Source organism: Flavihumibacter cheonanensis (assembly GCF_022352215.1).
In the GTDB taxonomy this organism is placed as follows: Bacteria; Bacteroidota; Bacteroidia; order Chitinophagales; family Chitinophagaceae; genus Flavihumibacter; species Flavihumibacter cheonanensis.
The window spans coordinates 304,568-320,412 of the sequence record NZ_JAKRWF010000002.1 but is presented as its reverse complement, the minus strand read 5'-3'; the positions used below and the strand labels follow the sequence as shown (position 1 = coordinate 320,412).

Below are 15,845 nucleotides of genomic sequence, written 5' to 3'. Positions count from 1 at the left end.
CCTTAGTTTCCGTTACTTTTGCAGATTGGCCTGTTCGCAAGCAGGATAACTTAAAAAACGATGAATGGCTTTACCGCACCTTATCAAATATGTTTATACGAATGGTACTGATGAAGTGATCCGCCGGGGAAAAAAGATTCATGCTATTGGATATGTGGAGCTGGTTGAATATGATGAATTGCTGGGTTCCGTGACTTTTCGCGTAAAAGATGATAGCTACAGTACTTTCTATAAAGTATATGTTCAAAAATTTGCTGATCCGAAAGCCCTTTCTGTGCGATGCAGTTGTCCGTATAACCTGGGCGATATCTGCAGGCATGAAGCAGCCGCCTTAATTCAATTGCAGGAACTGCTCGACAAAAACCTGCTACAGGCGGAAGAAGTAGAATACGACCAGCGGCATACGGTCATCAAGATGAAAAATATTGATCTGAAAACGATCAAACTCCTGAGCGGCCCGGAAACCTATACAGCTGCTGAGCAATACCTGCGAACCAATAAGGCCAATATTGAATCTGCTGCAGATGAAGTGGTGAAAGCAACTGTGGACCTGGATGGCACAACTTACAAAGTTGTTATCCGCAAAAATGAAGAACGGAATTTTGATACCAGTTGTGATTATGTAGATACCAAACATCCGCTTTGCCTTCCTAAAGTGATTGTTTTCCTTCAATTACTGAATGCCTATGGCCCTAATTACTTCGACTCCATACGCAACTGGGATAAAGAAAAAAACAAATTACTCGAAGCCTACGGTTACAGTCTGAATGATGATTTGAAGGGTAAATTCGAATTCGCCTATAAAGAAGGAAAACCCTTCTTACGCGTACTGGATACTTCCATCAAGCGGATCAATCCTCTGCAAACTGGCCTTCGCCCCAAACCACAGGAACAGGTGGTGCCGGCAGCTGAATTATCAGATGTTGAAACAGAAGAGGTTGAACCAGGCGCAGCCATGCGTATTGGAGTAGTTATCAACCTGCACCAGAAAGCCTATCCGGGTTTTAGTGTTGATGCCATACAGGGTGAAACAGAAGAATTACAGCAGCGTTTCCTTGGAAAAGTTGAGAAACTGGATCTTTCCAAATATGTAAACCTGGAATTGTATCCGGAAGCAGATCGCCCCTTGATTCCGGCACTGCGCAGAATGCAGGAGTCGGAACTAACGAAATACCTTAACCGAAATTCTCCCTTTAGCGGTATCTGGGAAAATATCATTCATCACGAAAGTGAAGAATTGCCTGCGGAAACCAAACATCTGGTGGTTGAATATTTGCAGCCTAAGTTGCGAAAGCTGATGAATGATGTGGCAGATAGCCCCTTTGTTTATCTCTTGTCTTCCGGCAAAACCTTCAAAACGGAAAGCCTGGTTTCCATTGGTATTGTAACTGAGCCGTTGGTGCCTTATTTCAAAGTCCAACTGAAAAACCGTCAGTATGAACTGAGCTGCTGGGTAAAGATCAATGGAGCAGAATTAAAACTCACGGATAATAAAATCAACAGCAACCTGCTGTTCCTTTATAATGACCATATTTATACCTGGCGCAGTGAAGAGGATGTAAATGTAGTGGAGACCTTCATGCCGAAAGGAACCATTACGATTGCCAAATCCGTATGGCCGGTGCAATTGAAACAGATGGTGCTGCCACTGGCAAAACAATACCATGTTGATTTTGATCCTTCCCTGATTTCTTCTTATAAAGATGGAGATCCCGAGCGTCGTCTGATGCTGCAGGAGAAGGGGGAATACCTGGTGTTCCAGCCCATATTCAGTTATAAGGGCTATGAAACCAAGCCAGGTGATAAGGATGAAATCGTAGTGCCGGATGGCGATAAGGTGATGATCGTACATCGTAACAAGGAAGTGGAGCAGCAGTTTCTTTCCAAACTCGAAGCGCTTCACTCTAATTTTATTCGTCCGGATGGCTCCCAGAACCTGGTACTCAAAGGCGCCGATGTGTTGCGCAACAACTGGTTCTTCCTCTTCGTGGATGCCATGAATGAGATGAAGATTCCGGTGTATGGATTTGAAGCATTAAAGAATTTCCGGTTCAATACAGCCAAGCCACAGACACGTATTCAAATCAGCAGCAATACCGATTGGTTTGATGCCAAGGTGGATATTCTTTTTGGCGATCAGAAAGTGACAGTGGCAGAAGTGAAGCGTGCTCTCGCCAACAAGCAGCAATTTGTGCAACTGGATGATGGTTCATTGGGTATTCTTCCTGAGGAATGGATCAAACGTTATTCATTGCTGTTCAGAATAGGTGAAGGCAAGGCCCAGAACCTGCGGTTGTCGAAATACCACATGAGTGTGATCGATGAATTGTACAATGAGCGGAATGAAGAAGAACTCTTTGTACAGTTGGAAGAAAAATACGACCGCCTGCGTGGGTTCAAAAGCATCCGTGAAGTGGATCCACCAGCGCACCTGGAGCCTATTCTGCGTCCCTACCAGGCCTTCGGCTTCCAATGGTTGAATTACCTGAGTGAAGTGAATTGGGGTGGGATCCTGGCAGATGATATGGGTTTGGGTAAAACTATACAGGCCCTGAGTTTTTTACAGCATTACCGCGATACGCATCAACGCCTGAAAGCGCTGGTAGTTTGTCCGACTACCCTGATGTTCAACTGGGAAAACGAGATCAAAAAATTTACTCCAACACTCACCTATCATATACATCATGGCGGAGAGCGTACGCGGAACAAAGCCTTGCTGGAAAACAAGAATGTGATCATCACTACCTATGGCACTTTGCGTAGTGATATCAAAATGCTGGTGGAAATGGAGTTTGATGCGGTGGTACTGGATGAGTCACAAGCAATTAAAAATCCTTCCAGCAAGGTAACCAAGGCCGCTTCTCTTCTGAGGGCCCGTCATCGGTTGTGCATGAGCGGTACTCCCTTGCAGAACAACACTTTTGATATTTATGCCCAGATGAACTTCCTGAATCCGGGCATGTTGGGTAGTATGGAATTTTTCCGGCAAGAGTTTGCAATCCCGATTGATAAGTTTGGGGAGCAGGACCGGAAAGATCACCTGCGTAAAATCCTTTTCCCTTTTATCCTTCGCAGAACCAAGGAGCAGGTAGCCAAGGATCTTCCGGAAAAAACCGAAACCATCCTCTGGTGTGAAATGGAAGAGGAGCAAAGGCGGATTTATGATGCTTACCGGAATGATTTCCGCGATAAGATCCTGGGTACGATTGAATCCCAGGGTATGCAGAAATCGCAGCTGACCATCCTGCAGGGATTGATGAAACTCCGCCAGATCTGTGATTCACCGGCCATTTTGAATGAGCAGGAGAAATTTGAGAATCATTCGATCAAGCTGGAAGAACTGGGTCGCGAGATCACGGAAAACATCAGTAACCACAAGGCCCTGGTTTTTTCTCAGTTCCTGGGGATGCTGGCATTGATCCGGCAGAAGCTGAAGGAACTGGAAGTGGAATATGAATATTTTGATGGAAGCACATCTGCTATTGACCGGGAGAAAGCCATCCAGCGTTTCCAGAACGACGACAAATGCAGGATTTTCCTGATTTCTTTAAAAGCAGGTGGTGTGGGTCTGAACCTGACGGCCGCGGATTACGTATATATTGTAGACCCCTGGTGGAACCCGGCTGTGGAACAACAGGCCATTGACCGGACGCACCGGATTGGGCAGACTAAGAACATATTCGCCTATCGGATGATCTGTAAGGATACCATTGAGGATAAGATCCTGCAACTGCAGGAGCGGAAAAGAGTACTGGCGCGTGATCTCATTGCCGATGATGAAGGCTTTGTGAAAAATCTGACAAGGGAGGATGTGGAGTACTTGTTCTCGTAGGAAGTGAGACGTGAGACGTGAGACGTCAGATGTGAGAAGGGGGATTCCTGTGTTTTCTTCTCACATCTCACGTCTGACATCTCACATAAAAAAGCCCCGCTTTCCGCGGAGCTTTGCTTCGAATATGGGGGATGGGTTAGTAAAAAATTCAGAACCGGCGCGATCTGCGGGCATATCCCGGGCGGTGTTCGATAGGTGATTCACCTTTCAGTAAAACACAAACCAGGTATCGGAAAAAATGTAAAATCTGCAGATTGTGGCGATAACTGTCCTTGTTGATTTTAATGGCGTGTGTACTGTAGTACATGGCTTTTCTATCCATAGGTCAATTGGTTTTGGGTGATTTATCACAAAAAAACGAATATGTTCCGAATTTATTGCATGTAACCCGGATTCATGTAATATGCAGGCTTTGATTCCTTAATTTAGCGGGCTCCTTATAAACTTATGGCAAAATCAATCTTTAAGAGAAGGTCAGAAACTGGTGCTGAGATGTCTTTCATTGACCACCTGGAAGCGCTTCGGTGGCATATCATGCGGGCTTTGATGGCTATCCTAATAGGCGCCGTTGTTGTTTTTGTCAAAATGGATTTTTTCTTTGGGAAAGTGGTGATGGGGCCTGCGGATAAAGATTTTATCACCTACCGGGCTCTTTGCAAGTTCAGTCACTGGGTTGGAATGGGAGATGCCATGTGTATGGACGAGATCAATCTTAAACTGATCAGTACCCAGATGAGCAGTCAGTTCATGATGAGCTTTACTATCGCTTTTGTGGGTGGTTTTATCATTGCATTTCCTTACGTTTTCTGGGAGTTCTGGAAATTCATCCGGCCTGCCCTCACGGAAAAAGAAATTAAAAAAACAGGCGGTATGATCTTCTGGGTTTCCGTGTTGTTTTTTACTGGTGTTGCTTTTGGTTATTTTCTGATTGCACCCTACACGGTAAACTTTTTTGCATCCTATACGCTGAGCCCGATGATCGCCAATACCTTTACGGTAGCGGATTACATTGACAATATCGTTTCGTTGGTAGTGGGTGCAGGTGTGTTATTTCAATTACCTCTGGCTGTGTATTTTCTGGCGAAGATTGGTCTTGTTACGGCACAGTTTCTTAGAACCTATCGTAAATTCGCTGTAGTGGTGATATTGATTCTTGCAGCTGTAATTACTCCTCCGGATGTATTGAGTCAATTGATTGTAACAGTGCCGTTGTGGTTTTTATATGAAATAAGTATCAGTATTGCGGCACGTGTAAATAAGAAGGATGAGTTTTTGGTGAAGCCTACGGATGAATGGAGCTGAGAAACAAAGGAGGAATGGAAGATGGAGGAAGGAAAGAGGGGGACAAAGGAGGAAGGGCATGGAACAGGAGACAAGGGAGGCGGGAGGATTCGCGAATAATTTAAACTGAACCTATATGACAGTTTTTGATAAATCTTTACCGGTTGCGATTGGATGTGATCATGCAGGGTATGAATACAAGGAAGCGATCAAAACCTACCTGGAAAGCCAGGGCTTTGCAGTGAAGGATTTTGGTACGACCACTCCGAATTCTGTTGACTATCCTGATTTCGCACACCCTACTGCCTCTTTTGTGGAGGAAGGCAAAGCTGCCTTTGGGGTATTGATTTGTGGTTCTGCCAATGGGGTTGCCATCACAGCAAACAAACACCAGCAAGTAAGAGCCGGACTCTGTTGGGATAATGAAGTGGCCAAACTGGTACGCAAACACAATGATGCTAACATTATCTGCCTCCCTGCACGCTTTGTTGCCCTTGCCTATGCCATTCAGATGGTTGAAACCTTTTATACTACTGCCTTTGAAGGGGGGCGCCATGGCAACCGCGTGAATAAAATTGCCTGCAGCTAGTCGATTTGCGGGTTCCTGATTTTCCAAAAAACCGTCATAAACGCCTGTTTATCGACGGTTTTTGCATATGGGGCGAAATGATTTCTCACCGCGAAAATCACTTTGCATCTTTACATCAGCAAACGGGGTTAGCCCCTAAGCTCTAAACCAACCAATCCCTATCGAAGCCCCGCCCTGAACACGTAGCATCCTAATCCAACCCTTTGAAGAATCGAACCCAAACCTTGAAAACCTGAAATCCATCCAATGAAAAAATCAAGTCCAGCAGATGAAAGAACTAAGTCCATCCAATGAAAAACAGTGTCCAACCCATTGAAAAGCTTTAGTCCAGTTGTTTTTAAGCAAACCGTCCAATCCGATACCAATGAAAACAATCACCAGTTGATGTATCGTCTCAAAGAACTTGTCCCGCTAGTCCAGCGGGACTTTTTTTATAGTGAAAGGTGAAAGGTGAAAAGTGAAAGAACGGTGAAATGTCAAACCTCAGATGTCAGACGTGAAATGTGAGACGTGAAATGTGAGACTGGGAGAAGAATTCCCGATTTTCCAACCTATCTCATAGATCTTATTCCCTTCTTCTTTGGCTAATCTTCCATCTTTCCTTTGCGCTATCCTCTGTTGCTCCGTCCCCCTTTGCCTCCTTTCTTCCATTCCTCCCTCTTCCCTTCCCCATTCTCATTTGTCTCCCGCCTCCTTTGTCTCCTGCTCCATGCCCGGGTAACGTTTCATCTTCGGGTCTGGGTCGGATCTGGGTTAGATCTGGGCTGTAGGATAGACGTAGGATGACGAAGGATAACGTAGGATGACGAAGGATAACGTAGGATGACGAAGGATTATATACGATTAGCCTTTTAAAATGCTCCAAAATAATGTATATCTATATGATTTATAATGTTTTGTGCATTTTTTAATTGGCTCATCAAATCTGATAATTGGCTCATTTTCTTTAAAATTTGGCTCAAAACGATAATAATTGGCTCATTTGCACCCATAATTGGCTCAATCTGTGAAATATTCGGCTCATTATTGTGACTTCCATTCACCATTATCATTCTCATTTCTTACTTAAAGGAGTTTAGTTTCTCTTTTACCTCGTTTGCTATTTTTTTTCTTTCTTGCCCCATTCTTCTTTGTTTCCCGTCTCCTTTGTGTCCGGTCTCCATGCCTCCTTTCTTCCCTTCCCCCCTCTTCCATTCTTCCATTCCTCCTTTGTTCCCTCTTCCATTCTCCCTATATTGCCCCCTCAACAGTTTTAAGCAATGAGAAAAATCTTATTAGTACTGGGATTGTTCCCGGCGACGATTGGCTTCGCACAGAAAAAAGCCAACCCGCAGAAATATGCGGCTACCATTACGGAAGAGGATCTGAAAACGCATTTGTACATCATTGCCGGACCCGAAATGGAAGGCCGTGAAACAGCTACTGAAGGCCAGCGGAAAGCTGCCGCCTACCTGGAAGAACAGTTTAAAAAACTGGGGCTACTTCCTGGAAACAATGGTTCTTACCAGATGAGTTTTCCTGTTTATAAAGATTCCCTGATTGGCGCCGCCATGAAAGTAAATGGCCAGGATTTCAGCCTTTACCAGGATTTCCAGCCTAATCCCCGCATGACCCGAAACGGAGATTATTATTTCTCTGAGTTTGTGTTTGCTGGTCATGGTTTGGTAGATGGCAGCCGCGATGACTACAATGGCCTGAATGTAAAAGGGAAGGCAGTTTTGATCCTTGACGGAGCCCCTGCTGATTACAAATCAGAACAGAAAGGTATGATGGCCCCCTCCGGTATGTTTGGAAAATATCAGAAAGCCGTTGAAAAAGGAGCTGCTGCAGTATTGATTGTTGCCAATGATTTTCCACGAAAAGTGGGTGCAGCCCCTGCCAACATGTATGTAAACCTGTATGCACCTGAGCAAAATGCAGCGCTTTATAATGTTTCCTCCAAAGTTGCTGAACAGCTGATCGGCAGCGATTGGTCTGGTATTTCTGCCAATGCAAAAAATACTGCATCTCCCGCCAAAGTTTACAAGGCTAACCTGATGCTCCAGATGAACAAGCAGGTACAGTTCCTGGAAAGTACCAATGTGCTGGGTTATGTTGAAGGCAGCGATAAAAAAGACGAATGGCTGGTTGTTACCGCGCACTATGATCACCTCGGCAAAAGAGGTAATGTAATTTACTATGGTGCAGATGATGATGGTTCCGGAACCGTAGGTATCGTAGAAATGGCAGAAGCCTTCGCGAAAGCTAAAGCTGCTGGTCACGGTCCGCGCAGAAGCATTCTGTTCATGGCAGTTAGTGGGGAGGAAAAAGGACTTTGGGGTTCCGCCTGGTATGGTGATCATCCCGCCGTACCGTTGGAAAAAACCACTGCGAACCTGAATATTGACATGATCGGACGTGTTGATACTGAGCGCAAAACTGCTGACACCCTGAATTATGTGTATGTGGTGGGTGATGACAAACTGAGTACCGAATTGAAACCGCTGAGCGAGGGAATGAATAAAAAATACAGCAAAATGGTGCTCGATTACAAATTCAATGATCCCAATGACCGCAACCGGATTTATTTCCGCAGCGACCATTACAATTTTGCCCGCAAAGGTGTTCCGGTTATATTCTATTACGATGGCATGTTGCAGGCGGATTATCACAAACCAACTGATACCCCCGACAAGATCAATTATACCCTGTTGAAGAAAAGGGCCCAGCTGGTATTTTATACTGCCTGGGAAATGGCCAATCGCGAGCAGATGATGAAACGCGACCTGGAGATTCCAACCATGACCCGGTAAAATTTTTTTGGTGGATTTTAAACCTGGTGAACAATAGGCGGTCAATATATACGTAAATACGATAATAACCACCTAAGAAAACATTCGCCATGAACACCAAAACCACCTTTAAAACAATTGTATTAGCTACTGCGGTAGCCCTGTTTGCCGGAATTTCTACTGATGCAGCAGCTCAATCGACCCGTAAAAAACTGGATCGCGCGGAAGATGTTGCAGACCGCAGGGAAGATGTGGCAGATCGTAAGGAAAATCGCCGCGACCGCAGAGAAGATCGCCGGGACAAAAAAGAAGATGTACGCGATAAGCGGGAGGATGTCAGAGATGCCCGTCATGATGGAGGCGCCCTCGACAAACTGGAAGACCGTCGCGACAAGAGAGAAGATGTTCGCGATCGTCGGGAAGATGTAAGAGACCGCAAGGAAGATGTGCGGGATCGTAAAGAAAACCGCCGGGATCGCCGGGAAGACCGGAGGGATAGGAAGAATTAAAAAAACCGCTCGCAATTGCGAGCGGTTTTTTCGTGAAAGGTGAAAGGTGAAAGGTGAATGTAGCACTCAGCTTTTTCACCTTTCACCTTTCACTTTTCACCATCCTAATATATAAGCAAATATCAACGGTGCCACTATCGTAGCATCACTTTCAACGATGTATTTCGGCGTATCGATACCCAGTTTACCCCAGGTAATCTTTTCATTGGGAACTGCACCGGAATAGGATCCATAAGAAGTGGTGGAATCACTCACCTGGCAGAAATAGCTCCAGAAAGGAACATCATGCCATTCCAGGTCCTGGTACATCATGGGCACAACACAGATGGGGAAATCACCCGCAATACCACCACCCAACTGGAAAAAGCCTACACCCTTTCCTCCTGAATTATGACGATACCAATCGGCCAGCCATACCATGTACTCAATACCGCTCTTCATGGTAGACGCCTTCACTTCATTTTTAATCACATAGGAAGCAAAAATGTTACCCATGGTGGAATCTTCCCAGCCACCTACAATAATGGGCAGATTTTTCTCCGCGGCAGCAATCATCCAGCTGTCTTTAGGATCAATTTCATAATCATCCTTCATTACTCCACTGTTCAGGAGTTTATACATGTATTCGTGGGGGAAATAGCGTTCGCCGGCAGCATCTGCATCTTTCCAGAGTTTGGCAATATGGTGCTGAATCTTACGGAACGCTTCTTCTTCAGGGATGCAGGTATCGGTAACACGGTTTAATCCCTGCTCCAGCAAATCCCACTCCTGCTGCGGAGTCAGGTCACGGTAATTGGGAATTCTTCTATAATGACTGTGTGCAACCAGGTTCATAATATCTTCTTCCAGGTTGGCTCCGGTACAGGAGATGATCTGTACTTTATCCTGGCGGATCATTTCAGCCAGTGAAACACCCAGCTCTGCGGTACTCATTGCCCCAGCCAGGGTAATCATCATTTTTCCTCCATCCAGCAAATGCTGTTCATAACCTTTGGCAGCATCTACCAGGGCAGCTGCGTTAAAATGCCGGTAATGATGCTGGATGAATTGAGAAACGGGACCTTTACTCATGTTTTCTAAAATTTATTCGAGGCCAAAGGTAAAATAAAAAACCCCACCTTACGGGGTGGGGCTGACTTTCCAACAAAACCTCAGAGAAAAAACCGTCCTGTTTACTTTCTTGTTTTGGAGAATGTTGTCCAACTGGCGCTGTTCTCGCTTTTAAGAACCAGTTGATGGTCTGCATTTTCCAGGGTAATATAATAGGTTGTTACACCATCATTAGCTACTTCGAAAAGGGTAGAGATCCAGTAATTGGAATACTCTTCTTTAATTTCTGTCATCAGTGAAATTGGAAGTTGCGTAGAAAGAATGTTACGGTATACACCAACCAGGGTGCCTTCATCGTCGAGGTAGGCAAATAATACCTGGCCATTCATTGTGAACTGAACTTTGTTCAGGTTGTTTACGCGGCTCCAGCTTTCCTGCTGTGCAGATGCGAATTCTTTTTTGAAACTTTTCTCTACACGCTCGTCAACGTTGTTGCGATTCTTACTGTTGTTTGCGAAGAGGCTGGTGAGGCTGAGTGTTACTACTACCAGAGTAGTCATGAACTTTTTCATTGCTTAAGGTTTGAATATTTGAGTGATACTTATTTGACGCAGATCGTCAATAAAGGTTACAGTTTGTTTTTAATTTTTTTGAATACACTGAGATTTCCTGCAGGTGAAGCTGATACGATCATGCTAGACTTCACACCGTGTAAGGTTACATGATAAGTAGTGCTTCCGTTAGCAATGTGCTCAATTACATTCTTCATTACATGCTCAGGATATCTTTCCTGGATTGCTTTAGTTACCATAATTGGTAAACTTGCAATATCAATGTAACGTGCAGTTGCTACCAGTGATCCTTCTGCATCATAAAATGCGCTCAGTTCAGTGTTGCGGAAAGAGAAGGTTGCCTGGAACAATCCGGCATCATCCAGGGATTTCCACTGAACATTTTTTGCTGAAGCAAACTCAGTGCGGAATGCTTCCAGAACTTTTCCTGTAATAGGATCAACACTTGCGAAACTGGCCAGGCTTACAAAAGCTGTAGCGGCGATTAAGATGAACTTTTTCATACAATAAAATTTGAAAGGTTTAATGATTAATGTCTGTTTGAATAGTTTGACGATGTAAAAGTAGAAAGGTTACAGACCCGTGTCAAGCAAATAGTGATTGGTGGTTGCTTAAAGTAAATATTTGATAAGTACCTGAAAAGATTAGCTGTTCCGGGTGTTGAAAAATCGGCTGAAATGCAGGCTGGAAGGGCAGTTGGTAAAATTTGTTAAATAAAAAGTAAATCTGGGTTAACCCATGGTTAAATTAGAGAAGTGGAAACTGCCTATATTTAAATATGAACTTTTTAGCGCATGCCTATCTTTCTTTTCGCCAGCCGGAGCTGCTGTTAGGGAACCTGATCAGCGATTTCGTGAAAGGGAAAAAGAAGTTTGAATACCCTTCTGCAGTACTCAGAGGAATCGAATTGCATAGAGCCATTGATACGTTTACAGATGATCATCCGGTGAATGCCATCGCTAAAAAGGTTTTTAAACCAGCTGTTGGTTTATATGCCTCCGCATTTGTAGATGTGGTGTATGATCATTTCCTCGCAACCGATGAATTGGTGTTTCCTGGAAACAGCCTGCATGATTTTAGTCAGTGGGTGTACGGTGAATTAGAAGGACAAGCGGTTCATTTCCCGGATCAGTTCAGTCGCATGTTTCCTTACATGAAAGAACAAAACTGGTTGCTCAATTATAAAGAGAAATGGGGCATCGAAAGAAGCATGGAAGGACTGGTTCGCAGGGCGAAGTATCTTGATAATTTCCAGCCTGCATTTGAAGCCTTTGAAGCGGAATATGAATTACTGCAGTCCTGCTTCCAGCGCTTTTTCCCTGAATTGCTGCTGCATGTGGGGGATGAATACCGGCGCCAGCTTACTCGACCGGAAATATCTTAAATCGCTCATGAGCTGCTTTCTCCAACATTTCGCGATCCTCCGGATGCGCAATATCAATCAATGCCTTCGCCCGCTGCCGAAGGTTTTTTCCATATAAATAGGCAATACCGTATTCGGTTACCACATAGTGAATATGTCCACGCGTGGTCACAACCCCGGCTCCTGTTTTAAGAAAAGGAACTATTCTTGAGATGCCTTTTGCGGTACGAGCAGGCAGTGCAATAATGGGTTTGCCACCCGGACTCAAAGCCGCTCCTCTCATGAAATCCATTTGGCCGCCTATTCCAGAATATTGAAAAGTCCCAATACTATCTGCACATACCTGCCCGGTTAAATCAATTTCTACTGCACTGTTGATAGCAACCATTTTGGGATTGCGCCGGATTACTGAACTCTCGTTTACATAATCAATATCCAAAAATGCAAAAGCCGGATTATCATTCACATAGTCGTATAAACGCTTTGTTCCGAGTGCAAATCCTACTACTGATTTATTCGGGTGGATGACTTTGTATTTATTATTGATGACATCGTTTTCAACGAGGTCGATGATGCCATCGCTAAACATTTCTGTATGCACACCCAGGTCTTTATGATTTCCCAGGCAGCGCAACACGGCATCTGGAATGGCACCGATGCCCATTTGTAAGGTACTGCGATCTTCAATCATGCCGGCTATATAGGCTCCTATCTTGTTTTCTGCTTCGCCTGATTTTTCTCCAAACCTTGCTTCATGAAGAGGGGCTTCCTGGTATACCATCGCGTGGAAACGATTCACGTGAATCATGCCATCTCCATGCGTGCGGGGAACATTTGGATTCACCTGTGCAATTACATAACGGGCAGTATTAACCGCTGAACGTGCAATGTCTACAGAAACACCCAGGGAACAATATCCATGCGCATCCGGCACGGATACATGTACAATAGCAACATCAATAGGAAGGATGCCCTGCTTAAACAGCTCCGGAATTTCGCTGAGGAATACAGGAACATAATCAGCGCGACCAGCCTGCACAGCTTCCCTTATACTGGCTGATACAAAAAGTGAGTTGATCTGAAAATGACCCTGGTATTCCGGTTTATCTACTACCATATCGCCGTAAACAGAAATGTTGACTAACTCAACATCCTTCAGCCGGTCCTTTTGCTCCGCCAGTTTTTTCATCATGTAAGAGGGAGTCTGGGCGCTGCCCTGCACAAATACACGATTGCCTGATTGCACAACAGAGAGGGCTTCTTCAGCGGATACGTAGTGGATAGGAGGTCGCATTCGAATTTTTTGCAAAAATATAAGACGAAAACCGGGGGATTCCTGATTCTTGTCATAAAAACCGGTTAGCATTGTTGGATCGCATCCTTATTTTTGAAGCTGAAAAGGAAGAATTGCATGATTACTATTGCTCAAGTTCGTAAGACTGGAATCTTATTAGGATTAGTTTGTTGTATGCAGCTGCATCTCAATGCCCAATCCAAATTTCCGCCGGTTGATAAATCTCCTCTTGACTTCAGCTATTATCCGGTTAATTATCCCATTCTGAGGATCCAGGAAAAAGCGAATGAACCGTTGATGGCAAGAGTTACTTATAGTCGCCCTCAGAAAAATGGAAGAAAAGTTTTTGGAGAATTAGTGGAATACGGAAGTATCTGGCGACTCGGAGCCAATGAGGCCACAGAAATTGAATTGTACCGTGATGCAAAGATTGGTGCCGCCCGGGTGAAAAAAGGTCGTTATACAATGTACGCCATCCCAACCACTGATAAATGGACGATCATTCTGAATAAGGATACCGATGTTTGGGGTGCTTTTTTATATGACCCGAAGAAGGATGTGGTTCGTACGGAAGTTCCTGTTCAACACAATTCAGATGCATTGGAATCCTTCAGCATGTATTTTGATAAAAGCAATGGCGGCGTGAGTCTTTTCATTGGATGGGACACTGAAATGGTACGCGTACCTATCAGCTTCTTCTGATTTTTATATCATGTGTGGAATAGCCGGCATCATAACAGAAACTTGCTCTGCGGAGCCGGACAAACAGATCCGCGAGATTCATGAAATGACAACAGCCCTGGCGCATCGTGGCCCGGATGGTGAAGGCTTTTGGAAGGACGACAGCAATCAGGTTTATTTTGGCCACCGGCGATTATCAGTTATCGATGTTTCTCCTGCTGCTGCTCAACCTATGCAGTATGGCAACCGGTTTACCATTATCTATAATGGAGAGATTTACAACTTTAAAGAGTTACGTGAATCCTTACTGGCACAGGGTTACCGATTTGACACAGCCTCTGATACGGAAGTGATACTGGCGGCCTACCAGGAATACGGGGCATCTTGTGTGGAACAGTTTGATGGGATGTTTGCTTTCGCCATTTGGGATACGGAAAAGGCTGAGTTGTTCCTGGCCCGCGACCGGATGGGAGAAAAGCCCTTGTTTTTTACCTGGCAGGAAGGGCGATTCCTTTTTGCTTCTGAAATGAAAGCGCTTTGGGCAGTTGGCGTACCAAAAAATCCGGATCCACACCAGGTGTTACTCTATTTGGGTGCCGGTGTCACGGGCATCCCTCTTCACCCTGAACAAAGTTTTTACCAGGATATAGTTCAACTGCCACCGGCTCATCGGGCCCTGTTGAAAATTGGCAATGGGATATGGGGGCAATTGGAAACTGAACGCTATTGGGATCTTCACTCCACCCGTCCGGTGCCACCCGTCCGGTGCCACCGGACGGGTGGATTTCGTGCCCTGCTGAAGGAATCCATCCGGAAACGGTTACGATCAGATGTTCCGGTAGGGTCTTCCCTCAGTGGAGGACTAGACAGCTCTTCCATAGCCTGCCTGGTGAAAGAATTGGGTGCAGAAAACTGGACCGGTTTTTCAGCCGTATTTCCCGGATTCGAGAAAGATGAATCGGGGTTGATAAAAGAGCTAACCAGTCAGTTGGGCATTCGATCTGTTACCTGTACGCCAACAGTAGAGGATCTATTAAGAAACCTGGATCGGATGCTCTATCACCAGGAAATGCCGGTGGAATCAGCCAGTGCACTGGTACAATTTCAGGTGATGGAACTGGCAGCCAGCGAGGGCGTGACTGTTTTATTAGATGGTCAGGGTGCAGATGAGCTACTAGGAGGATATGACTCCTATATTCACTGGTTCCTGCAGGAGCTTTGGAGAACCGGTCCCCGATCTGATTTCAAAAGGGAACTGGAAGCTTTTACAGCGCATGGCTGGAAGGGAGGCTGGGGATGGAAAAATCGCTTTGCTGCCTGGTTTCCACAAGTGGCGCAGGAGCAACTGATTAAAAAACAGGTGGCTGCTGTGGAGCGCATTCCTTTTGTAGATGCTGCCTATCTGGAAGCAGGTTTCCGCAAGGAACAACTATATAAACCACTTGTAACCTCTCTGCAGGATATATTATATTTTGATCTGACCATGGGCCGGCTTCCTGAATTGCTACGTTATGCGGATCGCAACAGCATGGCATTCGGGAGAGAAATCCGCCTGCCGTATCTGCAACATAATGTTATGGAATTGGCGGCAGGACTTCCTTCCCGGCAAAAGATGCAGAACGGTTATACCAAGTGGGTGTTGCGCGATGCTATGAAAGAGCAGCTGCCTGCCTCGATCGTATGGCAAAAACGAAAAATAGGCTATGAACCTCCCCAGGCAACCTGGATGCAGGATGCGCGGGTGAAGCAAAAGATCTTTGCTGCCCGGGAACTGCTGGTTGATCGGGGAATCTTCCAAAAGCGCTATCTTGACCGGCCCATTGAAGGCACAGGTGCCAGCCAGGTATATGATTGGAGGGTACTGGTCCTCGGGACTTTATTCGCTACATAAAAAATTATTGCT

Annotated in this window: 15 protein-coding genes; 8 read left to right on the top strand and 7 right to left on the bottom strand. The window is 45.1% G+C overall.

Annotation, left to right across the window (positions count from 1 at the left end; translation table 11 throughout):
• Positions 1 to 64 precede the first annotated feature (64 nt).
• Positions 65 to 3,832, top strand: a complete 3,768-nt coding sequence (locus MD536_RS10735) for a DEAD/DEAH box helicase (RefSeq protein WP_239598880.1) — start codon at positions 65 to 67, stop codon at positions 3,830 to 3,832.
• 148 nt (positions 3,833 to 3,980) lie between these two features.
• Here the strand turns inward: MD536_RS10735 and MD536_RS10730 are convergent, their stop codons facing one another.
• A complete protein-coding gene (locus tag MD536_RS10730) occupies positions 3,981 to 4,154 on the bottom strand; it encodes a hypothetical protein (RefSeq protein WP_234866275.1) in 174 nt (57 codons plus the stop codon).
• Positions 4,155 to 4,279: 125 nt separating this feature from the next.
• On the opposite strand from MD536_RS10730, the gene tatC reads away from it, so the two are divergent.
• Both tatC and rpiB read left to right on the top strand, forming a co-directional pair.
• Positions 4,280 to 5,134, top strand: coding sequence for a twin-arginine translocase subunit TatC (tatC, locus tag MD536_RS10725; RefSeq protein WP_239598878.1), 855 nt, complete (start codon positions 4,280 to 4,282; stop codon positions 5,132 to 5,134).
• A 115-nt stretch (positions 5,135 to 5,249) separates the two neighbouring features.
• The gene (gene rpiB / locus MD536_RS10720; protein ID WP_239598877.1) at positions 5,250 to 5,702 is read left to right on the top strand and encodes a ribose 5-phosphate isomerase B; all 453 of its coding nucleotides are present in this window, start codon (positions 5,250 to 5,252) and stop codon (positions 5,700 to 5,702) included.
• Positions 5,703 to 6,553: 851 nt separating this feature from the next.
• On the opposite strand, the gene MD536_RS10715 is transcribed toward rpiB, so the two are convergent.
• Both MD536_RS10715 and MD536_RS21965 read right to left on the bottom strand, forming a co-directional pair.
• Positions 6,554 to 6,760 (bottom strand): hypothetical protein, encoded by a 207-nt coding sequence (locus tag MD536_RS10715; RefSeq protein WP_239598875.1) that lies wholly within the window; start codon positions 6,758 to 6,760, stop codon positions 6,554 to 6,556.
• Positions 6,761 to 6,801: 41 nt separating this feature from the next.
• Positions 6,802 to 6,927: a hypothetical protein gene (locus tag MD536_RS21965; RefSeq protein ID WP_262915984.1), complete on the bottom strand. Its 126-nt coding sequence runs from the start codon at positions 6,925 to 6,927 to the stop codon at positions 6,802 to 6,804.
• A 34-nt stretch (positions 6,928 to 6,961) separates the two neighbouring features.
• Here MD536_RS21965 and MD536_RS10710 point away from each other — a divergent pair, with 34 nt between their 5' ends.
• On the top strand, positions 6,962 to 8,494 hold the full coding sequence (locus tag MD536_RS10710; protein WP_239598873.1) for a M28 family peptidase: 1,533 nt from the start codon (positions 6,962 to 6,964) through the stop codon (positions 8,492 to 8,494).
• Positions 8,495 to 8,583: 89 nt separating this feature from the next.
• Positions 8,584 to 8,982, top strand: a complete 399-nt coding sequence (locus MD536_RS10705; protein WP_239598871.1) for a hypothetical protein — start codon at positions 8,584 to 8,586, stop codon at positions 8,980 to 8,982.
• A gap of 96 nt (positions 8,983 to 9,078) precedes the next feature.
• Here MD536_RS10705 and MD536_RS10700 read toward each other — a convergent pair whose 3' ends face one another.
• From MD536_RS10700 to MD536_RS10690, 3 genes are all read right to left on the bottom strand, one after another.
• On the bottom strand, positions 9,079 to 10,053 hold the full coding sequence (locus MD536_RS10700) for a deoxyhypusine synthase family protein (RefSeq protein ID WP_239598869.1): 975 nt from the start codon (positions 10,051 to 10,053) through the stop codon (positions 9,079 to 9,081).
• 101 nt (positions 10,054 to 10,154) lie between these two features.
• Positions 10,155 to 10,604: a hypothetical protein gene (locus MD536_RS10695; RefSeq protein ID WP_239598860.1), complete on the bottom strand. Its 450-nt coding sequence runs from the start codon at positions 10,602 to 10,604 to the stop codon at positions 10,155 to 10,157.
• Positions 10,605 to 10,660: 56 nt separating this feature from the next.
• Positions 10,661 to 11,107 (bottom strand): hypothetical protein, encoded by a 447-nt coding sequence (locus MD536_RS10690; protein ID WP_239598858.1) that lies wholly within the window; start codon positions 11,105 to 11,107, stop codon positions 10,661 to 10,663.
• A gap of 275 nt (positions 11,108 to 11,382) precedes the next feature.
• Here MD536_RS10690 and MD536_RS10685 point away from each other — a divergent pair, with 275 nt between their 5' ends.
• A complete protein-coding gene (locus MD536_RS10685) occupies positions 11,383 to 11,988 on the top strand; it encodes an acyl carrier protein phosphodiesterase (protein WP_239598857.1) in 606 nt (201 codons plus the stop codon).
• On the opposite strand, the gene MD536_RS10680 is transcribed toward MD536_RS10685, so the two are convergent.
• On the bottom strand, positions 11,966 to 13,261 hold the full coding sequence (locus MD536_RS10680) for an acetyl-CoA hydrolase/transferase family protein (RefSeq protein WP_239598855.1): 1,296 nt from the start codon (positions 13,259 to 13,261) through the stop codon (positions 11,966 to 11,968). The two genes, MD536_RS10685 and MD536_RS10680, sit on opposite strands and share 23 nt — an antisense overlap.
• A gap of 174 nt (positions 13,262 to 13,435) precedes the next feature.
• On the opposite strand from MD536_RS10680, the gene MD536_RS10675 reads away from it, so the two are divergent.
• Both MD536_RS10675 and asnB read left to right on the top strand, forming a co-directional pair.
• Positions 13,436 to 13,963 carry a DUF2911 domain-containing protein gene (locus MD536_RS10675; RefSeq protein ID WP_239598853.1) on the top strand — a complete coding sequence of 176 codons (528 nt, stop codon included), beginning with the start codon at positions 13,436 to 13,438 and terminating at the stop codon, positions 13,961 to 13,963.
• A 10-nt stretch (positions 13,964 to 13,973) separates the two neighbouring features.
• Positions 13,974 to 15,833 carry an asparagine synthase (glutamine-hydrolyzing) gene (gene asnB / locus MD536_RS10670; RefSeq protein ID WP_239598850.1) on the top strand — a complete coding sequence of 620 codons (1,860 nt, stop codon included), beginning with the start codon at positions 13,974 to 13,976 and terminating at the stop codon, positions 15,831 to 15,833.
• Positions 15,834 to 15,845 lie beyond the last annotated feature (12 nt).